The sequence below is a fragment of the Streptomyces albiaxialis genome, assembly GCF_039530985.1.
GTDB classification, from domain to species: Bacteria; Actinomycetota; Actinomycetes; order Streptomycetales; family Streptomycetaceae; genus Streptomyces; species Streptomyces albiaxialis.
The window spans coordinates 273165-295593 of the sequence record NZ_BAAAPE010000005.1; the positions used below are offsets into that span (position 1 = coordinate 273165).

Consider the following 22429-nt stretch of genomic DNA (forward strand, 5'->3'; position numbering starts at 1 on the left):
GGCGACCGCCGGATCCACGGACCTGACCTCTGCCGCCGTCGCGGCCCGGCTCGGCTTCCCGCCCGCGACCGCCTTCACCCGCTTCTTCCGCAACCGCACGGGCGAGACACCCACCGATTTCAGCGGCCGAACGCGCCCCGCGTAGCCGGGGCGGGCCTCCGTGACGGCGACTGGCCTCCTGCCGCCCGGTGTGGCCTTGACTTGGCGGAAGGGGCTTCAGGTCAGGTTGTGGGAGATCCAGACGTTGGGTTCGACGTAGACGGCGTATCCGAAGGAGGCCGCGCAGTGGATCGGGGCGAGGGCGCCGGGGACTATCACCGGGCCGTCCTTGTCGAAGGGGAGGCTCGTCCAGGTGCGCCATTGCTCCAGCGAGCCGGGGATCGTCATGGAGGCCGGGGCGATGCCGGCTATCTCGCCGCCTAGCTGCACGTGCGTCCGCAGCCAGGGGTCGCGGGGCAGGCCGTCCGGGGCGACGTCCCGGACGTAGGCGTCGAGAGGTGTTTCCGGCCGTTCGTGCTTGGCGGTGGGGCGTACCGGGACGATCAGGCGGCTGCTGCCCTTCGTGCGGGCGTTGTCCGCCATCGCGCGGAGCATCAGCGTGGACAGACCCCGGCCCCTGTGGGCGGGGTCGATGACCACCTCGACGGCGCTGACAGTGTCGGTCCTTCGTCCGCGGCGGTGGTCGTCGAAGGCCCAGATGAGCATGCGGTCCCAGCCGTCGGGCGGGAGGTTCCGGCGGCCCGGGAGGTCCAGGGCCACGGGGAGGGTGTGGCCTCGTGCGACGGCTCGGCCCTCCTCGGTGGCGACCAGGGTGTAGTCGTGGAAGGTGTCGACGAGTTGCCCGTAGTGGGCGTCCGCCACCGGGCCGTGGTACATGAATTCGGGCCAGGTGGGGTTGAGGGTCCAGACCTCACCGAGCAGTTCGGGCCGTTCCGCGAGCGTGTGGATCTCGTACGCCATCGTCATCCGTCCTTGAGGGTCCAGGCACCGGCCAGGGCGTGGGCGGCGCGGTGGAGGCGGGTGGGGGGTGTGGCCGAGTAGGCCAGCCTGATCGCGGGGGTGGGGCTGCCGAAGGGGGAGCCGGGCTGGACCAGTACGCCCGCCTCGGCCGCTCGTGAGACGGCTTCCGTTTCGGGGAGCCACGGGGGAAGGCCGATCCAGGCGAAGAGCCCTCCCGGCGGGAGGGGGACGGTGAAGTCCTGGCCCAGGGTGTCGCGGAGCGTGGTGACCAGGGCGTTGCGGCGTTCCGCCAGGTGTTCGCGGAGTCCCCGGAGATGTGTGTCGTATCTGCCGTCGCCCAGGAGCCCGGCTACCGCGAGCGACGGGAGGTGGCTGGCCGCTCCTCCGCTCCGTACGACGCCCCTGCCCGCCAACTCGCGGCATCGGCGCGCGGAGGACCCGAGCCAGCCCAGGCGCAGCCCGGGGGCGAGGGTCTTGGAGAAGGTGCCGAGGCGGATCACGCCTTCCTGCCCGGCCAGCGCGGCCAGGGACGGCGGGGTGGGCAGGCCGTCGAAGGCCAGGTCCGCGTAGGCGTCGTCCTCCACGAACGTGAGGCCGCAACCACGCGCGGCGTCGATCAGTTCCGCCCGCCGGGACAGCGGGATGAGGGTGCCCGTCGGGTTGTGGAACGTCGGCACGAGGTAGACGAAGGCCGCGCGACGCCCGGACCGGCGGGCGGTACGTACGGCCTCCTCGATCGCTCCGGGAACGGGTCCGTGCCGGTCACGGTGGACCGGGGCGACGTCCAGTCCGCGGTCGCGGAAGATCCGCAACGCCAGGTCGTACGTGGGCGCTTCCGCGAGCACCACGTCGCCGGGACGGGACAGCGCGGAGGCGACGGTGTCCAGCATCTGCGACGTGCCCGGCGTCACGAGCAGTTGCTCCGGAGACCAGGGGTGGGCCTCGGTGCGCGACAGGTGCTCCGCCACCGCCTCCCGGAACGGCAGGGCGCCGTGGTCGTGTCCGTAGCGCAGCGCCAGGTCGCCGTAACGGTCGAGCGCGGTCGCGAAAGCGCCGCGCAGCGCATTCGTGGGTATCAGTTCCGGGTCGGGATATCCGGGCCCCAGATCGTGGAACCCGGCGGGCCCCACATGCTGCACGATGTCGGCGATTCGAGAGATCTCAGACTCCCCTTCTCTTTCCGGATCGGATGGGTATTCTCTGCCCATGCTCGAAGAAACCTCAACTCAACTGTCCGGATACTCCTACCCGTTGTCTCCTTCCGGAGAATCTTCCATGGTCACTCCCCCGCCGTGGCACTTCTCGGGAAACATGCTGTGGATCGACTGCCGGGTCACCCCCGAAGCGGCCCGGAAATTCCTCCCGGAAGGTCTCTCCCTGACGCAGGGGGAGATGAACGCAGCCGCCGTCTTCTCCGAGTGGGAGTGGTGTTCCGCGGATTTCCGGGAATCCGCGGACCCCGTCCGCTGCCAGTTCTCCGAGTTCCAGATACTCCTCGCGTGCGCGCACCGGGGGAAGCAGATGGCGCGCTGCCCCTACGCCTGGGTCGACTCGGCCACGTCGTTGACCCGGGGCTGGATCCAGGGCATGCCGAAGCAGTTCGGTTCGGTCCATCTGACCAGGATGTTGCCCGTCGGCCTGGCGGGCGGCAGGCGCGGGGAAGGGGCCCGGCTCTCCGGCTCGCTCGGCGTGCACGACAGGCGGTTCGCCTCGGCGACGGTGACCCTTTCCCGGCCCGAGGAGACTCCCCCGGCGCTCGCCCGGCTGCCGCTGGTGCACAGTCGGTTCATTCCGAGCTGGACCGGTGAGAGATCTCCCCGGGCTCGGCTCATGACCTCCCGGGTGTCGGGGACGGAATTCGGCGAGGTGTGGTCGGGTTCCGCGACGCTCTCCTTCGACGAGAGCAGCGTCGGATCACAGGACCCTGATCTGCTGTCACTGCTCCCGACGGAGACCGGAAACGGCTATTCGTTCGCGTACGCCGAGACGCTGGAAGGCGGCGATTACCTGGATTAGAAGGACCGTCCCGTCGACCGTGCGGCCGTGTCCCCGAATCGGAGGGGACACGGCCGGTTTTCGTCGTCACGAGGCGGCCGTCTGCTCCACCAGGCTGCGCGGCCGCATATCGACCCATTCGCGTTCCACATAGGCGAGGCATTCCTGGCGCGGGGCAGGACCGTGCACCTGGGTCCAGCCGCCCGGAGTCGGTAGATGCGCGGGCCAGATCGAGTGCTGGTTCTCGCTGTTCACAAGGACGAGGAATGCGAGGTCGTCGTTCTCGAACGGGTTGGTCATGAGTTCTTCCGTCCTCTCGGAGCGTGTTCGTCCGGCAGAAGGTGTGCGTCCAGCAGGCGCCCGATGTGCTTGGCCGACGGCGCGTCGAGCATCTCGGTGTGGCGGCAGTCGACGGCGTGATCGGTCACCTCGCCCTCGACGAAGGGCCCCCAGCGCCGCGCCGAGTCCGGGTGACCGGCCTCTCCCGTGGCGGTGAACGCGAGCACGTCGTGGTCGAGGCGACGCGGCGTGAAGCCGCGGGCCAGGCGCGCGTTGTTCGTGTAGACGGCGATGAGCCGTGAGAGTCCCTCCTCGTTCTGTCCCAACGGGGTCCGGTTCTCGGCCAGGAAGCCGGTGAGGGCGCGGCGCAGGATGCCGGGGTCCGCCTCGGCCGGTTGTGCGAGGCCGAAGTGGTCCAGCAGCGAGCGCAGCACCGAGATCTCGACGGACTCCGCGTCCTGGCCCTTGGCCTCGGGCGGGTCCTCGGGATGGGCGTCCAGCAGGGCCACGACGCCGACCTCGTGCCCCTGGCTCTTCAGCCGCGCCGCGACCTCGTGGGCGAGGGTGCCGCCCATCGACCAGCCGAGCAGGTGGTACGGACCGTGCGGCTGCGTCCGTACGATGTCCGCCGCGTAGCCCTGGGCCATCTCCGTCAGGCTCGACGGCAGGGACGCGCCGCCGTCGAGCCCCCGGGCCTGCAGCGCGACGACCGGCACGCGCCGGTCGAGATGCGGCAGCAGGCGGGCATACGCCCAGCTCAGGCCCGCGACCGGGTGGACGCAGAAGAGCGCGGGGCCCTCCCCCTCGCGGAGCCGCAGCAGCGGGGCGAACGCCGTACCGCCGGTGCTCCCCTCCTGTTCCGAGGGATCGCGTCCCGAGAGATGGCGGCGCACGAGGCCACGCGGTGTCGGGGCGTCGAAGAGGGCCGCGAGGGGCACGTGCACGCCGAAGGTCTCGTGCATCCTGCCGGTCAGCCGGGTGGCCAGCAGCGAATGGCCGCCGAGGTCGAAGAAGTTGTCGTCGGGCCCGACGTCCGGCAGCTCGAGAATCTCGGCGAACAGGCAGATCAGGAGGTCCTCCCGAAGGCCGCCGGTCCGGTGGCCGTGGGCCGGCACATGGGCACTCGGCGGGTCGGGGAGCGCCCGGCGGTCGATCTTCCCGTTGGACGTCAGCGCGAATCCGGGGACGGCGACATGGACGGCGGGGAGCATATGGCCGGGCAGGAACCGGCCCGCGTGCGCCCGCAGCGCGTCCGGATCCAGGTCCTCACCGGGTTCGGCGAGGTGTAGATACGCGATCAGCCGGCCCTGACGCTCCGTCACCACGGCTCGGCGGACCGAGGGATGGGCCTCGAGGACCGCCTCGATCTCGCCCGGTTCGATCCGTACGCCGCGGACCTTGAGCTGGTCGTCGCCGCGGCCGGCGAACTCCAGCTCGCCGCTCCTGTTCCAGCGGGCGAGGTCGCCCGTGCGGTACATGCGCTGCCCGTCGGCGGCGAACGGGTCGGGGACGAACCGTTCGGCGGACAGCCCCGGCCGGTTGAGGTAGCCGTCCGCGACGCCGTCGCCCGCGAGGTACAGCTCGGCGACGACACCGGGCAGCACGGGCCGTAGAGCGTCGTCGAGCAGACGCACCCGCGTGCCGGGCACGGCCGTCCCGATGGGCGGCGCGTGGGCGAAGTCCGTCGAGGCCCGCCAGTACGTGGCGTTGACCGTCGCCTCGGTGGGGCCGTAGAGATTGATCAGCCGCGCCGGGGTGGTGTCGTGGAAGCGGCGTACGGTCTCGCGGCCCAGCACGTCACCGGCGCACAGGACGCGCCGCAGAGACGGGAAGCCGTCCGGGCCCCCGTGGTCGAGGAGGGCGTCCAGGACCGCGGGCACCACGTCGAGCGTGGTCACCCCGTACCTGTTCAGTTCCCGCGCCAGATGCGCGGGGTCGGCGTCCGCTCCGGGCTCGGCGACTGCCAGCCGGGCGCCAGTCGCCAGGGCCCAGAAGATCTCCTCCAGCGAGGCGTCGAACCCCAGGGGCGACTTGTGCAGGACGACGTCGCTCTCGTCCAGCCGGAAGAGCTGCTGGACGGCGCCGACCATCGCGGCCACGTTGCTGCGGGTCAGCCTGACGCCCTTCGGCGTGCCCGTCGTCCCGGACGTGTAGAGGAGCGCGGCGGGGGCCGGACCGGGGTGCCGGTCCGGCGCGGCGGGCCGGGTGGCCGTCTCCTGCCCGGCCAGGGCCCCGAGGGTGAGCGTCGAGGAGGGGGGCAGCGCGTCGAGGGCGCCCTCGACGCCGAGGCAGCAGACCGGTTCCGCGTCCTTGAGCACGTAGGCGATGCGGTCCTGCGGGTGGCTCGGGTCGACGGGGACGTAGGCGGCGCCCGTCTTGAGGACCGCGAGCAGCGCGACGATCAGCTCGGGGGAACGCGGCAGCGCCACCGCGACGGTCGTGTGCTGCCGGGCGCCCCGGTCGACGAGGAGCCCGGCGAGTCGGTCCGACGCCTCGTCCAGCTCGCGGTACGTCAGTGACCGGTCGCCGTACTCGACCGCGACGGCGTCGGGACGCCGTACGGCCTGACGGCCGATGAGCACCACGACGTCCTCGTACGGCGCGGGCACCACGGCGTCGTGAGCGGGGTGCAGGAGGTCCCGTTCCGCCGGTTCGAAGAGGTCGATGTCCCCCAGCGGTACGTCGGGCGATGCGGCCACCGAGGCGAGCAGTGTGGTGAGCCGGCGACCGAGGGCTTCGACCGTCTGCGCGTCGAAGACGGCCGTGGGGTAGGTCAGTACGCCCTCGATACCTGCCGGGCCTCCAGTGTCGTCCCTCAGTTCGGTGAGGCTCACCGTGAGGTCGAAGCGCGCGATGTCAGGAGCGAGCGGGTATTCGCTCACTTCGAGCCCGGGGAGGGCGGGGGTGGGCTGGTGGGTGTTGTTCAGCGCGAGCATGACCTGGAACAACGGATGCCGGGCCATGCTCCGCTCGGGATTGAGGACCTCCACCAGCCGCTCGAACGGCACGTCCTGATGCGCGAACGCCGCCAGATCCCGCTCCCGTATCCGTGCCAGCAGCTCACGGAACGACGGATTCCCGGACGTGTCCGTACGGAGCACCAGGGTGTTGACGAAGAAGCCGACCGACTCGTCCAGCGCCTCGTCCAAACGCCCCGCCACCGGCGAACCCAGCGGAACGTCCTCCCCCGCACCCAACCGCGACAGCAGCGCGGCAACCGCTCCCTGCAACACCATGAAGACGCTCACGCCGCACTCCCGCGCCAGCCCCACCACGCTGTCGTGCAGGCAGGCCTCCAGCCCATACGCCACCGACGCGCCCCCGTGCGAGGCCACCGCAGGGCGCGGACGGTCGAAGGGCAACACCAGCTCATCCGGCAGTCCCGACAACTCCTGTTTCCAGAAAGCGAGCTGCCGCGCGCTCACGCTGCTCTCGTCGGCCTCGCTGCCGAGCAACTCACGCTGCCACAACGTGTAATCCGCGTACTGCACCGGCAACGGACCCCAACCCGGCACCCGTCCCTCACGACGCGCCTCGTACGCCACCCCCACATCCCGCAGCAACGGGCCCAACGACCACCCGTCCCCCGCAATGTGATGCAACACCACACACAACACCGACTCCCGCTCCCCCACCCGCAAAAGCACCGCACACAACGGCACCTCACACGACAGATCGAACGAACGCCCCACCACCTCCTCCACCACGCCGTCCACATCCGACGCGGCGACATCCCGCACCTCCAGCACCTCACCGACCGACCCCACCGGCAGCACCTCCTGCCGCGGCACACCCCCCACCTCCGGGAACACCGTCCGCAACACCTCATGCCGCCCCACCACATCCCGCAACGCCCCCGCCAACGCACCCGCATCCACCACGCCCACCAACCGCAGCACACCGGGCATGCTGTACGTCACGTCCTCGCCGTCGATCCGCTGCAGGAACCACATCCGCTGCTGCGCGTACGACAACGGCATCGGATCGGGGCGGTGAGTCGCCGGGGTGAGCGGGGGCCTGGCCGGTGCGGTCGTGTCGAGGGCGGTGGCCAGCGCGGCCGGGGTGGGGGCGTCGAAGAGGAGGCCGACGGTCACTTCCCTTCCGAGGTCGGCGCGGATCCGGCTGATCAGGCGGATGGCGAGGAGTGAATGTCCGCCGAGGTCGAAGAAGTCGTCCTCGGGCCCCACCGTCTCGGCTCCCACGACCGCCGCGAACAGCGCGCACAGCGCTGCTTCCAGCCGTGATTCCGGCGCCCTCCTCGACGTACCGGCCATCGACTTCGGCGCCGGGAGGGCCTCGCGGTCCAGCTTGCCGTTCCGGCTGACCGGCAGCCTGTCGAGGAGAGTGAAGCTGGAGGGCACCATGGAGGACGGGAGCCGCTGGGCGCAGTGCGAGCGCGCGGCGGTCGTCAGCCCCGCGAGGAGGCGGGACGTTTCCGGCGTGCCGGCGAAGTGCCCGGGCGCCGCCTCTGTCGTCTTCAGCCGGGTGCGCGGAGGAGCGGCGTCGCTCGCGAAGACCGCGTCGAAGCAGTCGTCGGCGGCCTCCGCGAAGGTGACCGTCACGCCCCTGTCCAGCCCGCGGCCGAGGGCGTGGACGTCCTCGATCTCCACGCCCGGCCGCTGCCGTATCCGCTCCACGGCGCCGCCGACGTCCCCGTGCGCGTCGAAGTGCCGCATCGCGGCGACCTCGTGCGCCGTACGGGCGTTGGGGACGCGGGCAAGCCGTATTCGCTCCCCGGCGTGCCGCTCCAGGGCCGTTGTCAGCTCGTCGAGGCCGGAGATGTCCTGGCCCCAGACCAGCGTCCGCTCCTCGTCGGGCGCGGGAGGCGTGGCGTCGGTGCGGAGGACCACGTCGTAGCGGTATCGGGTCAGTTCGTTGTGGTGAACGCCGCGCTTGTGGGTCGCCTCGGCCGAGGTGTAGCGCTGGAGGCGCCCGGTCGCGGCGGCGAAGAACGCGGGGTCGAGCAGGAGTTCCTTCTCCAGCAGCAGGTCCTGGGCGACCGCCTGCCGGATCTGACCGGCGTCGGCGCCAGGACCGCCGCGGCCCAGATGCACGGCGGTGCGCAGCGACCGTACGAGGCCGCGGTGGCGGACGTCGCCCACGAAGACGACGCCGCCCGGGGCCAGCAGCCCGGCCACCCCGTCCAGCACCTTGAGCAGGTAGTCCGCCGAGGGGAAGTACTGGACGACGGAGTTGAGCACGACCGCGTCGAAGTGGGCGGCGGGCAGGCCGCTCAGTTCGTCGGCCGCCCGCGCGCTCAGCCGCACCCGTCCCCGGAGTTCCGGGGATGCGGCCACCTGGCGGGCCAGCCGGTCCACCACGACCTGGGACACGTCGGTGCCCCAGTATTCGATGCTGTCGGCGGCGAGTTGGGAGAGCAGGAGGCCCGAGCCGACGCCGATCTCCAGGACGCGGCGTGCGTGCAGTTCCCTGACGCGCTCCACGGTGCGGTCACGCCACTCGCGCATCTCCTCCAGCGGGACGGGTTCCCCGTCGTAGCTGCTGTTCCAGCCGGAGAAGTCCTCCCCGAAAGGAGTCTCAAGGCCGTCGGGGGCGTCGGGGCCGTCGGCGCGGTACAGCTCGTCGTAGACGGACGCCCACTCGTCCACGTGTTCCTGGGCGCCGCCCGTCTCGGACTCGGCCCCGGCCACGAGATCGGCCGTCCGCGGGACCAAGTAGGCGGCTATGCGCGCATCACCCTCGCCGGCCCGGTGGACGGCCGCGGCTGCCTGGCCGACACCGGGGAGGGAGGCCAGAACAGCCTCGATCTCCCCCAGTTCGACGCGGACCCCGTGCAGCTTGATCTGGCCGTCGGCACGTCCGGCGTGTTCGAGGGCGCCTCTCCTCGACCATCGGGCGAGGTCGCCCGTGCGGTACATGCGGGTGCCGTCCCCGGCGAAGGGGTCCGCGACGAAGCGTTCCGCCGTGAGTGCGGGGCGGTTGACGTACCCCCGGGCCAGTTGTGCGCCGGAGATGTACAGCTCGCCCACGACTCCGGCGCCGACGGGGTCGAGGCGCTCGTCGAGGACGTAGGCGCCCGTGTTCCAGACCGGGTGCCCGATCGGGACCACGGGGCTGTCGTCGCTCGGGTCGCACGTCCAGGCCGTGACGTCGATCGCCGCCTCGGTGGGGCCGTACAGGTTGTGCAGGGAGGCGGGGAGCAGGCTCAGCGCGCGGTCCCGCAGCTCGGGTGTGAGGGCCTCGCCGCTGCTGAGGACGTGCCGCAGGCTCGTGCACCGGGCCGCCGAGGGCTCGTTGAGGAACTCTTCGAGCATGGAGGGGACGAAGTGGACGATGGTGACGTACTGCTGCTCGATCACGCGAGCGAGATAGGCCGGGTCGCGCTGCCCCTCGGGCCGGGCCATCACCAGCGTCGCGCCGGTGACGAGGGGCCAGAAGAACTCCCAGACGGAGACGTCGAAACCGGTGGAGGTCTTCTGCAGGACGCGGTCTTCCGGGCCCAGCCCGTATTGGTCCTGTGTCCACAGCAGCCTGTTCACGAGGGCGCCGTGCGTGTTGAGCACGCCCTTGGGCGTACCGGTGGTGCCCGAGGTGTAGAGCAGGTACGCGGGATGGCCGGGCGCGAGGTGTGCCCGCTCCGAGGGGAGCGTGTGCGGTGTCGAGAGGGCGTCGACGGTGACGGTGGGGAGGTCCCGCTCCGCGAGCGGGGCGTCGTCGCCCGGCCCGGTCACGGCACAGACCGGTGCCGCGTCCCGGAGCATGTGGTCGATCCGCGCGGAGGGCAGGCCGAGGTCCAGGGGGAGGTAGGCGGCGCCCGACTTGAGGACCGCCAGGAGCGCGACCACGAGGTCCGGGGAGCGGGGAAGCGTGACGGCCACGATCCGCTCGGGTCCGGCTCCGTGGTCCCTCAGTACGTGGGCCAGCCGGTCGGCGCGGGAATCCAGCTCCGCGTAGCTGAGCGACAGGCCCTCGTGGACGACCGCGGTGGCCTGCGGGGTGCGTGCCGCCTGTTCCTCGAAGAGCTGCGGCAGGGTCGTGGCCGGTACGGGCCGTGCCGTGTCGCGCGCCGTGACGAGCAGCCTGCCCCGTTCGTCCTCGCCGAGGATGTCGATCTCGCTCAGGCGCCTGTGCGGCTGGGACGTCACCGTCTCCAGGAGGGCGGTGAGGCGCCGTACGAGGTCCTCCGCCGTCGTACGGTCGAAAACGTCGGTGTTGTACTGCAGCGCTCCCGTGATCGCGCCGGTCCCGCCCTGCCACGGGTGCGCCTCGCCGAGTTCCAGGTGCAGGTCGAACTTCGCGGTGCGGATCGGCAGGTTCTGCACCTCGATGTCGAGTCCGGGCATGTCCAGGGCGGCGGGCGGGAGGTTGTGGTACGCGAACATGACCTGGAAGAGCGGGTGGTGGGCCATGTCGCGGACGGGGTTGAGTTCCTCGACGAGGTGCTCGAAGGGCAGGTCCTGGTTCTCCTGCGCGCTCAGCACAGTCTGCCGTACGCGCTCCAGCAGCTCCGCGAACGAGGGGTCGTCGGAGGTGTCGGTGCGCAGCACGAGGGTGTTGACGAAGAAGCCGACCAGCCCCTCCAGCGACTCGTCGGTGCGCCCGGCGACCGGGGTACCGACGGGGATGTCGTCACCGGCTCCCGTCTTCGACAGGAGCGTGGCGAAGGCGGCCTGCAGCACCATGAAGACGCTGGCGTGGTGCACGCGGCCCAGCTCCGCGACGGCTTGGTGGAGGCCGGGCTCCAGGGTGCAGGGCACGCTGTCGCCCCGGTAGGTGATCGTCGCGGGGTGCGGCCGGTCCACCGGGAGGCCGACGCGCTCGGGCAGCCCGTCGAGGGTCTCCCGCCAGTACGCGAGCTGCCGCCCCGCCAGGCTGTCCGGGTCGTCGGCGTCGCCGAGGAGGTGCCGCTGCCACTGGCTGTAGTCGGCGTACTGCACCGGCAGCGGGGCCCAGTCGGGCGCCTCGCCGGTCCGGAGCCTGGCACCGTACGCCGCTGCCAGGTCGTGCGTCAGGGGAGCGACCGACCAGCCGTCACCGGCGATGTGGTGCAGCAGGACGAGGAGGACGTGGTCGTCCTCCGCCACCCGGAAGAGCTCCGCGCGCAGCGGCAACTCGGCGGAGAGGTCGAAGCGGTGCGCGGCCGCCTCCTCGAGGGCAGGCATCAGCGCGTCCTCGGTCACCTCCCGCACCGTGAGGGCCGCGTCGGGCGACGGTACGGGCCGCACCCGCTGCCAGGGGGCGCCGTCCTCCTCGACGAGGAGCGTCCGCAGGGCCTCGTGGCGGGCGCTCACGTCCGCCAGCGCCGAGCGGAGCGCCGTAGGGTCGAGCGGCCCGGTCAGCCGCAGGGCCATCGGGATGTTGTAGGTGGCGCTGGCGCCGGTGAGCTGGTGCAGGAACCACAACCGCCGCTGGGCGTAGGACGGGGCGACGCGCCCCTGTTCCGGGCGGCGCTCCAGTGCCGGACGCGGGGCCACGCGCCGGTGGAGCCGGGCGGCGAGCGCGGCGACGGTGGGGTGCTCGAAGACGGCGCGAACGGAGACCTCCGCGCCCAGCCGGGTCCGTATCTTGCTGACGAGGCGCGTGGCCAGGAGCGAGTGGCCGCCGAGGGCGAAGAAGTCGTCGTCGATCCCGACGTGGGGAAGGTCGAGCACGTCGGCCGTCAGGGCGCACAGCGCCGCCTCCGTGGAATCGCGCGGCGGCCGGGACGAGGTGCCCTCCGAGAAGTCGGGCGCGGGCAGCGCGCCACGGTCGAGTTTCCTGTTGGGCAGCAGCGGCAGGGCGTCCAGCGTCACGATCACCGCCGGTACGAGGTGCGCGGGCAGGCGGCCCGCGAGGTGCTCCCGGATCTCCCGGGGCTCGACCGGGCCGTCCCCGGCGGGTTCGACGTAGGCGACCAGGCGGTGGCCGTGCGCCACGACCACCGCGTGGGTGACCGCCGCGTGGCTCGTCAGCGCGGCCTCGATCTCGCCGGGTTCGACGCGGAAGCCGCGTACCTTGATCTGCTCGTCCGCGCGGCCCATGTACTCCAGCTCGCCGCCGGCGTTCCAGCGGGCCAGGTCCCCGGTGCGGTACATCCGTGTGCCGGGCGGCCCGTACGGGTCGGCGACGAAGCGCCCGGCGGTCGGTCCCGGGCGGCCCGCGTACCCCCGGGCGAGCCCGCGCCCGGCCGAGTAGAGCTCCCCGACGACGCCCGCCGGTACGGGCTGGAGCCGCTGGTCCAGCACGTAGGCGCGCGTGTTGCTGAGGGGGCGGCCGATGGAGGGGCGGCCTTCGCCGTGCAGGGGGCCGGTCATGCTGACGCAGACGGAGTGTTCGGTGGGCCCGTAGGCATTGATCATCCGGCGTTCCCGCGACCAGAGCGCCACGGTCGTACCGGAGCAGGCCTCGCCCGCCGCGACCAGGGTGCGGGGCAGCTCGCCGAGCGGTGCCGCGGCGGCGTGGGCGTCGAGCACGGAGGCGGGCGCGCACAGGTGCGTGACGCCGTGCCTGGTGAGCGTGCGCGCCAACGGCTCGCCGGACAGGAGGTTCTCGGCGTCCGTGACGACCAGCGCGGCCCCTGCCGTGAGGGTGGGGATGATCTCGCTCATGGCCGCGTCGAAGCTGATGGACGAGAACTGCAGGCACCTGCTGTCCCCGTCCAGCCGCAGCGCCCCGCCGAACGAGTGGGCGAGATCGGGAAGCCCCGCGTGGGTGACCACGACCCCCTTGGGCGTCCCCGTCGACCCGGAGGTGTAGATCAGATACGCGGCGTGCCCGGCGCGGAGCGAGGCGGTGCGCTCGGAGTCGTCGAGGTCGCGGTCGGACAGCGCGGCCAGGCGGCGGCGTACGTCCTCGTCGTCCAGCCGTATCCGCGGGGGTGTGGGGGTGGGCAGCGCCGTCTCGTCGCCGGTCGTCACCAGCAGCACGGGGCCGGCGTCCTCGGCCATGAAGCGGAGGCGCTCCCGCGGGTAGGCGAGGTCGAGCGGAAGGAACGCGGCACCGCTGGCCCAGACCGCGAGCAGGGTCACCACGAGGTCGGTGGAGCGCGGCAGGGCCACGGCCACCGTCTGCTCGGGCCCCGCGCCGTGTTCGACGAGAAGCCGGGCGAGACGGTTGACCCTGCCGGACAGCTCGGCGTAGCTGAGGGATTCGGCGTCCCCCAGCAACGCCATGGCCTGCGGCGTCGCGGCGGCCTGCCGGGCGAACAGAAGGGGTACGGGGGCGTCGTCCCCGTACTGTTCGCCCGTGTCGTTGTACTCCTCCAGCAATTGGTGGCGTTCGGCGCCGTCGAGGATGTCCGCCGCCCGGACCGGCTGGTCGGGGTCGTCGACCACCTGCTCCAGCAGGCGGTTCAGGCGTCGCAGCGTCTTCTCGGCGGTGGCGGGGTCGAAGAGGTCCGTCGCGTAGGTGAGCCGGACCGGGATGCCCGCCGGCTCGCCGTCGTCGTACTCCTCGCGGAGATCGAACGCGAGGTCGAACTGCGTCGTGCCCGTTTCCAGGGGGTGAAGCGCTGTCTCGATTCCGGGGAGGGTGGGGAGCGGTTGTGTGGTGTTGTTCAGCGCGAGCATGACCTGGAACAACGGATGCCGGGCCATGCTCCGCTCGGGATTGAGGACCTCCACCAGCCGCTCGAACGGCACGTCCTGATGCGCGAACGCCGCCAGATCCCGCTCCCGCACCCGCCCCAACAGCTCACGGAACGACGGATTCCCGGACGTGTCCGTACGGAGCACCAGCGTATTGACGAAGAAGCCGACCGACTCGTCCAGCGCCTCGTCCAAACGCCCCGCCACCGGCGAACCCAGCGGAACGTCCTCCCCCGCACCCAACCGCGACAGCAGCGCGGCAACCGCTCCCTGCAACACCATGAAGACGCTCACGCCGCACTCCCGCGCCAGCCCCACCATGTCCCGGTGAAGCCGCGCGCTCAGCTCGTACACCACCGACGCGCCCCCGTGCGAGGCCACGCCCGGACGCGGACGATCGAACGGCAACACCAGCTCATCCGGCAGCCCCGACAACTCCTGTTCCCAGAAAGCGAGCTGCCGCGCGCTCACGCTGCTCTCGTCGGCCTCGCTGCCGAGCAACTCACGCTGCCACAACGTGTAATCCGCGTACTGCACCGGCAAGGGACCCCAACCCGGCACCCGTCCCTCACGACGCGCCTCGTACGCCACCCCCACATCCCGCAGCAACGGGCCCAACGACCACCCGTCCCCCGCGATGTGATGCAACACCACACACAACACCGACTCCCGCTCACCCACCCGCAAAAGCACCGCACACAACGGCACCTCACACGACAGATCGAACGAACGCCCCACCACCTCACCGATCGCCGCATCCACCTCCGCGGCCGGAAGGTCCCGCACCTCCAGCACCTCACCGACCGACCCCACCGGCAGCACCTCCTGCCGCGGCACACCCCCCACCTCCGGGAACACCGTCCGCAACACCTCATGCCGCCCCACCACATCCCGCAACGCCCCCGCCAACGCACCCGCATCCACCGCACCCACCAACCGCAGCACACCGGGAAGGTGGTAGCGCAGGCCGCCTTCGCTCAGTCGCTCCAGGAACCACATCCGCTGCTGCGCGTACGACAACGGCATCGGATCCGGGCGACGCGCGGCCGGGGTGAGGGCGGGCCTGGCGGTGTCCGCCTGCTCCACGCGGCGGGCGAGTGCCGCGACGTCGGGTGCCCCGAAGAGGGTCGCGAGGGGGATCTCGACCCCCAGCTCGGTCCTGATCCGGCTGATGAGGCGCGTGGCCAGCAGCGAGTGACCTCCCAGATCGAAGAAGTTGTCGTGCACGCCGATCCGCGGGGCCTGGAGGATCTCGGTGAAGAGGGTGAGCAGGACGAGTTCCGTCGAGGTCGCGGGCGCGCGGCCCGTCTCCCGGGGGGCGAGGTCCGGCGCGGGCAGGGCGGCCACGTCCACCTTGCCGTGCGCCGTCAGCGGCATCTCGGCGAGGGTCGTCACGAGGTCGGGGACCATGAACTCCGGGAGCCGCGCGCGAAGATGGGAGCGCAACTGCTCGGCCGTAGGGTCTTCTCCGCCCGTCGTCGTGGCGTACGCCACGAGGAGCCGCCGGCCCTCCCTGCCCTCGCGGGAGACCACCAGGGCGGTGTCGACGGCCTCGTGGCTCGCGAGTGCCGCCTCGATCTCCGCGGGCTCGATACGGACGCCGCGCAGCTTGATCTGCCGGTCCTCGCGGCCCGCGAACTCCAACTGCCCGTCCGCATTCCAGCGGGCCAGGTCTCCCGTGCGGTACATCCGCGCGCCCGGCACAAAGGGGTCGGCGACGAAGCGTTCCGCGGTCAGTCCCGGGCGGCCCGCGTATCCCCTGGCCAGCCCGCCCCCGGCGAGGTACAGCTCCCCCACGACCCCGTCCGGCACGGGCCGGAGCGAGGCGTCGAGGACGTGGGCACGGGTGGTGGCGGTGGGGGTGCCGATGGGCGGGCGCCGGTCGCCGTACGGGTCGGGCGCCGTCCAGGTCGTGGCGTTCACCGTGCACTCGGCGGGCCCGTAGGCGTTGACCAGCTCGGCCCGGGTCGTGGCGTGGAGCCTGTGGACGGTGTTCGCGGAGAGGGTGTCTCCGGCGCTGATCACTCGGGTGAGGGAGGGGGCCGGGGTCCGCGCCAGTTCCTCGGTGAGCAGGTCGAGGACGGCCGGTACGACATCGAGGGTGGTGACGTCGTACCGGCGGATCAGGTCGGCCAGTCGCGCGGGGTCGCGGTCCGCTCCGGGCGGGGCGACGGCCAGTCGGGCGCCGGTGAGCAGCGGCCAGAAGATCTCCTCGACCGCCGCGTCGAAGTGCAGCGGCGACTTGTGGAGCACGACGTCGCGGTGGCCGAGCGGCATCTCGTGCTGGAGTGCGGCGACGAGCCCGGCGACGTTGCCGTGGGTCAGCACGATGCCCTTGGGCCGCCCGGTCGAACCGGAGGTGTACAGCACGAGGGCCGCCCGCCCGGCCGCCGCGCGGGGGCGGGGCGGCGGGGTCGTGGCCGTAGCGCCGGAATCGTACGGATCCCCCTCTGCGTCGAGGACGAGGCGGGCAGTCGCGGGGTCGGCACCGTCCGCGACGTGCGCGGTGGCGGCGGTCGTGACCACACAGACGGGTGCGGCGTCCCAGAGCATGAAGTCCGTGCGGGCTCCCGCGTGTTCCGGGTCCAGCGCCAGACAGGCCGCGCCCGACCGGAGGACGGCGAACACGGTCACCACCTGCTCCGCTCCCCGGGGGAGGGCGATGCCGACCACCGTGTCCGGGCCCACGCCGTGGCGGGCGAGGAGGGCGGCCCGCTCCTCGGCGCGCGAGGCCAGCCCGGCGTACGTCAGGACGGCGTCCTCGGCGGTCAGGGCGGGCGCGTCGGGGCGGGCGGTCGCCTGCGCGGCGAGGAGCGAGAGGAGGTCCTGGTCCTCCGGTACGGGCGGAAGGACGGGCCCGCACCGGAGGCGGCGGTGCTCGGCGGGGGTGAGGACGTCCAGGTCCGCCAGCGGTACGTCGGGGTCCGTCAGGACCGCGCCGAGGAGCTGGTGCAGCCGCTGGACCAGCGTGTCGGCCGTGGCCGGATCGAAGAGGCCGGCGGCGTAGATGAGCGGGCCGTCGATGCCCGCGGGCTCGCCGTCGGCGGAGTGCCGTTCGGTGAGGCTGAAGGTCAGGTCGAACCGGGCGATTCCCGGTTCCAGGGGCTGGAGTTCCACCTCCAGGCCGGGCAGGCGCAGCTCGGGTTCGGGGTTGTTCTGGAGGGCGAGCATCACCTGGAACAGCGGGTGGCGGGAGGGCGACCTGTGCGGGTTGAGGCTCTCCACCAGCCGCTCGAAGGGGATGTCCTGGTGCTCGTGCGCGGCGAGGTTCGTCTCCCGTACGCGCCGCAGCAGCTCGCGGAACGTCGGGTTGCCCGAGGTGTCCGTGCGCAGCACCAGCGTGTTCACGAAGAAGCCCACCAGGTCTTCCAGCGCCTCGTCCCTGCGCCCGGCGACCGGCGAGCCCAACGGGATGTCGTCCCCGGCTCCCATCTTCGACAGCAGGGCGGCGACGGCCCCCTGCAGCACCATGAAGACGCTCACGCCGCACTCGCGCGCCAGCTCCGCCACGCCCCGGTGCACAGTGGCGTCGAGGCTGACAGGGCTGGTCAGGCCGCGGGGGTCGGCGACGGCGGGGCGCGGCCGGTCGAAGGGCAGGGCGAGCTGGTCGGGCAGTCCGGCCAGGTGGGTGCGCCAGTGGTCGAGCTGCTCGCTGAGCAGGCTCCCGGGGTCGTCCTCGGAGCCGAGCAGGTCCCGCTGCCAGAGGGTGTAGTCCGCGTACTGCACGGGCAGCGGCTCCCACGCGGGGGCGACACCCGCGCCGCGTGCCTCGTACGCGCTCGCCAGGTCCCGCAGGAGCGGGGTGAGCGACCATCCGTCGGCGGCGATGTGGTGGACGACCAGGAGCAGCAGGTGGTCGTGGGCGTCCGCCCGGTAGAGGCGGACGCGCAGTGGCGGCCGGGTGGTCAGGTCGAAGCCGGTACGGGCCTCTCCGAGGAGGTCGTCCGTGTCGGGCAACGCGTCGACCTGGGCGGTTTCGATCCGCGGCGCGGCCTCCCGCACCGGCAGAAGCCGACGGCCGGGCTCGCCGTCGTGGTCCGGGTAGATCGTGCGCAGCGACTCGTGCCGCTCGACGACGTCCGCGAAGGCCCGTTCCAGGGCGCCGACGTCGAGGGGCCCGCGCAGCCGCAGAACGCCGGGCATGTTGTACGCGAGGGTGTCCTCGTCCATGCGCTGGAGGAACCACATGCGGCGCTGGGCGAAGGACACGGGCACGGTGCCGGGCCGCTCCTGCGGGACGAGGGCCGGGCGAGGACGCGTACGGGCGCCGTCGAGCCGTTGCGCCAGCACCCCGGCGGTGGGGTTCTCGAACAGCGTGCGGATCTCCACTTCGGCGCCGAGGACGGAGCGGATCCGGCTGGCGAGCTTCGTCGCGAGGAGCGAGTGCCCGCCCAGGTCGAAGAAGCTGTCGTCGGGACCGACCCGCTCGACGCCCAGCGTCTCGGCGAAGAGGGCGCACAATGCCCGTTCCCGCTCGGTGCCGGGGGCCCGCGAGGCGCCGGCGGGCGTACGGACGGCGTCGGGCGCGGGAAGGGCTCGCTGGTCGACCTTGCCGTGGGCGGTCAGGGGCAGTCGTTCGAGCAGGACGAACGCGGCCGGGCGCATGTGCGGGGGAAGTTGTTCCTCGCACCAGGCGCGCGCGGCGGGGACGAGGGCGGTGTTGTGGTGCGCACGCGCCGGGCTGTTGGCGTGCTCGCGCGGGTCGGCCCGGTCGGGCTGGGGCGCGGGCAGGGGCAGGCGGGGGTCGTCGTCCGGGGTGAAGAGCGCGTCGAGGGTGTGCGAGTCGCCGTGGTGCGCGCAGGCGAGGCGTACCTGGAGCCCCAGTTCCTCGGCGAGTTCCCGTAGGTCGTCCGGGTCGAGGGCGTCGGTGGGCCGGGACAGGGCCGCGCACGCCTCCCCGACGTCCTCCGGGTCCCGCCGGAGCGACGCGGTCGCGGCGTGCTCGGCGGCCAGGCGGGCGTTGGGCACGCCGTCGATCCGCAGGGCACCGTCGTGCTGTTCCAGGTGGCGGCGGAGCTGGTCGCGGGTGGTGACGTCGCTTCCCCAGGAGAGGCGCCGCGGCGGTGGGCCCGACTGCGCCGGGGTCGAGCGGAGGATCACGTCGTAGCGGTGCCGGGTGAGTTCGTTGTGGTGCGTGCCGTGCTTGAGGTACGCCTCGGCTTCGGCCAGGCCCGGTACGCGGTGCGCGGCGGCGGCGAAGAAGGCGGGGTCGAGGCAGAGTTCGGTCTCGTTCAGCAGGTCCTGGGCGATGGCCTGGTCGAGCCGCGCCGGGTCGGCGGCGGGGCCTCCGCGCTCCAGGTGGACGGCCGTGCGGAAGGTGCGGAGCAGCGCGCGGTGGCGTACGTCGCCGATGAAGAGCACGCCGCCGGGCGCGAGCAGCTTCGCCGCGCCTTCGATGACGCGCAGCAGGTAGTCGCCCGAGGGGAAGTACTGCACGACGGAGTTGAGCACGACGGCGTCGAAGTGGGCCTCGGGCAGTCCGCGCAGGTCGTCGGCGGGCTGCGTGCGCAGCCAGACCTTGCCGCGCAGCGCGCTCTCGGCGGCCACCTGCCGGGCCAGGCGTTCCACCACGACGCGGGAGAGGTCGGTCCCCCAGTACTCGGTGCGGTCGGCCGCGAGCCGGGACAGCAGCAGGCCCGATCCCACGCCGATCTCCAGGACGCGCCGGGCGCCGAGTTGGGCGATCCGTTCGACCGTGGCCGCCCGCCACTCGCGCATCTGCGGCAACGGGATGGGCGCGCCCTCGCCGTAGCTGCTGTTCCAGCCGGAGAAGTCCTCGCCGAACTCGACCGAGTCCGCCCCGCCGCCCTCGCCCTCGCCGCCGTACAGCCGGTCGTAGACGGTCGCCCAGCCGTCGACGATCTCCTCGTGCCGGGAGGGGTCGTCCTCCGCGTCCGCCGAGGGCACGAGGTAGGCGACCAGCCGCGTGTCGTCCTCGTCGGAGGTACGGGCAACGACGGCTGCCTCGGCGACCGCGGGGTGGCGGGCGATCGTGGCCTGGATCTCGCCGGGCTCGATGCGGAAGCCGCGGACCTTGACCTGGTTGTCGGCGCGCCCGGCGTACGCGAACTCGCCGTCGGCCGTACGCCTGGCGAGGTCGCCGGTGCGGTACATGCGGGAGCCGTCGCCCGCGAACGGGTCGGCCACGAAGCGGGCCGCCGTCAGGGCGCCGCGCCCGCCGTATCCGGCCGCCGTCTGCGGTCCGGCGACGTACAGCTCGCCCACCACGCCGTCGGGCACGGGATGGAGGGCGGCGTCCAGCACGTACAGCCGGAAGCCCGGCAGGCCCGTGCCGATGACGCTGTCGTGCCGTCGGGTGTCGGCGGCACGGAGGCGGCGGTGGGTCACGTGGACGGTTGTCTCGGTGATGCCGTACATGTTGACCAGGACCGGGCTGCTCTCCGTGCCCTCCGGGTGCCGCTCGAACCAGCCGGCGAGGCGGGCGGGGTCCAGCGCCTCTCCCCCGAAGACGACGGTACGCAGGCACAGCGCGTCGCCCGGCGCCGGATCGTCCTGCTCGGCCCGTGCCAGCTCGTAGAAGGCGGACGGTGTCTGGTTCAGTACGGTGACCCGCTCCTCGGCCAGCAGCCGGAGGAAGCGCCGGGGGTCCCGGGTGACGTCCTTGGGGACCACGACGACGGACCCGCCGTGCCGGAACGCTCCCCAGATCTCCCACACGGAGAAGTCGAAGGCGTAGGAGTGGAAGAGCGTCCAGCGATCGTCGGCGGTGAAGGTGAAGCGCTCCTCGGCAGCGGTGAGGAGGGAGACGACGTTGCCGTGGGTGACGCTGACGCCCTTCGGGGTGCCGGTCGAACCGGACGTGTAGATCACGTAGGCGGGGTGCGAGGGTTGGAGCGGCGCGGTGCGGTCGCGCTGGTGGAGCGCGTCCCCCGGCTGCCGTTCGAGGCTCTGCCGGATGTCGGGGGCGTCCAGGAGCAGCACGGGGGATGCGGGCTCCTGGACGCCGGTCAGGGAACCCCATGTCGCCCGGGAGCTGACGACGGCGAGGGGCTTGGCGTCGGCGAGCGTGAAGTCGACGCGCGCGGCGGGGTAGTCGGGGTCGACCGGCACGTACGCCGCGCCGGTCTTGAGGACGGCGAGGATCGCGACGACGAGGTCGAGACGGCGCGGGAGGACCAGGGCCACGTGCTCCCCGGGGCCCGCGCCGTAGGACGTCAGCAGCCGCGCGAGCCGGTTCGCGCGCGTCTCCACGTCCGCGTAGGTGAGCACCTCGCCGTCGGTGCGGAGAGCGGTGGCGTCCGGGGTGCGGGCGGCGGAACGCTCGAAGAGATCGGGGAGGGTGAGGGCCGGGATCTCCGGCGGAGGAGCGGTCGGCCCGGCGGAAAGGGCCGCGGGGCTCCGCATGCCGATCGCCGCGGCCGGGCTGTCCGGTTCGGCGGCGGCGAGGTTGCGCAGCAGCCCGAGGAAGGCGCCGTGCAGTGCCGCGGGCTCGTCGGGCCCGTACAGCTCGGGGTTGGCGTCGAAGTCGACGCGCAGACCGTCGTCGTCGGGGTAGACGCCGACCGTCAGGTCGTCGACGGAGCCGATCGTGAGGTTGTGCACCGTCGCCGTGGCTCCCGCGAAGGTGAAGCGGTTGGCGAAGGGCATGAGGTTGAGCTGCGGCCCGCAGAGGCGTCGGCCGCTCGGCACGCCTTGGTCGCGCCGCATCTGCTCGTGGCGGTAGAGGCGGTGCCGGAGGGCGGTGCGGGCCTCCTGGGAGGTCTGCCTCACCAGTTGGGCCAGGGTGAGGTCCGGGTCGAGGGCGAGGCGCAGCGGGAGCATGTTCGAGACCATCCCGGGTGTCCGCCGCTGCGCCGCCGTACGGGCGCTGGAGGGCAGGCCGAGGACGACGTCGGTGCCGCCGGTGAGCCGGTGGGTCATGAGCCCGAGGGCGGCCATCAGCAGCACGGACCAGCTCGCGCCGTGCCGGCGTGCCGTGTCGCGCAGGCGCTGGAACTCGGCCGGGTCGAGGGCGCCGGTGTGCCTCAGCCGTTCGGTCTGCTCCGTCGTCCGGCCGCTGGAGAAGGAGAGCGGCTCGGGGCAGTCGCGGAGCTTGTCCGCCCAGAACGCCTTGTCCCGGTCGTACGCGTGGGAGGTCCGGTAGGCCGCGTCGTCCCTGAGCAGGTCGCTCGCGGGGGCGAGGGGCGGGTCCGGCGGGAGCTGCTCGGCGAGCCGGGTGTAGAGGTGGGCGGCGCGTTGCAGCATCAGCGCTCCGCTGTGCCCGTCGGCGACGAGGTGGTGCACCCGGCGGTAGTAGAGGTGGCGGTCGGGCGCCAGCGTGAAGAGCCGGTCCGCGAAGACCGGGTCGTGTGGCAGGTCGACCGGGGTCCGGGCGTCCTGCCGCATCCACGCGTACGCGACGGCCTCCGGGTCGGGTTCGCCGGTGAGGTCGACCGCCGTGACCGTCCACCGGGGGGCGGCGGGAAGGAGTTGTACGGGCTGTCCGTCCCGGGACTCGAAGCGGGCGTGGAAGGCCTGGGTCTCCCGTGCCGCCTGCGAGAGGGAGTCCTGGAGGAGGCCGGGGTCGAGTGCGCCGTGGAACTCGACGCAGTCCGCCAGGTTGTAGGCCGAGGCATCCTCCGAGATCTGGTGCGCGATCCAGATCTCGGCCTGGGCGGACGACAGCGGATACGTCTCGGCGGGCCCGGAGGACATGAGGTCTCCCTGTT

The 22429-nt window shown here is 72.6% G+C and carries 5 protein-coding genes; 1 reads left to right on the top strand and 4 read right to left on the bottom strand.

Translation table 11 applies throughout. From position 1 onward, the window contains the following. Positions 1–216: 216 nt before the first annotated feature. Both ABD343_RS09300 and ABD343_RS09305 read right to left on the bottom strand, forming a co-directional pair. On the bottom strand, positions 217–960 hold the full coding sequence (locus tag ABD343_RS09300; RefSeq protein WP_344526044.1) for a GNAT family N-acetyltransferase: 744 nt from the start codon (positions 958–960) through the stop codon (positions 217–219). Between the two features lie 2 nt (positions 961–962). Beyond that, on the bottom strand, positions 963–2099 hold the full coding sequence (locus ABD343_RS09305; protein ID WP_344526046.1) for an aminotransferase class I/II-fold pyridoxal phosphate-dependent enzyme: 1137 nt from the start codon (positions 2097–2099) through the stop codon (positions 963–965). Between the two features lie 67 nt (positions 2100–2166). On the opposite strand from ABD343_RS09305, the gene ABD343_RS09310 reads away from it, so the two are divergent. After that, entirely contained in the window at positions 2167–2976 is an 810-nt protein-coding gene (locus ABD343_RS09310) for an acetoacetate decarboxylase family protein (RefSeq protein WP_344526048.1), read from the top strand. Positions 2977–3042: 66 nt separating this feature from the next. Here ABD343_RS09310 and ABD343_RS09315 read toward each other — a convergent pair whose 3' ends face one another. Together ABD343_RS09315 and ABD343_RS09320 are read right to left on the bottom strand one after the other, a co-directional pair. Continuing rightward, positions 3043–3255 (bottom strand): MbtH family protein, encoded by a 213-nt coding sequence (locus ABD343_RS09315; RefSeq protein WP_344526050.1) that lies wholly within the window; start codon positions 3253–3255, stop codon positions 3043–3045. Further along, positions 3252–22415, bottom strand: coding sequence for an amino acid adenylation domain-containing protein (locus ABD343_RS09320; protein ID WP_344526052.1), 19164 nt, complete (start codon positions 22413–22415; stop codon positions 3252–3254). Before ABD343_RS09320 ends, ABD343_RS09315 begins: the two co-directional genes overlap by 4 nt. Positions 22416–22429: the final 14 nt, after the last annotated feature.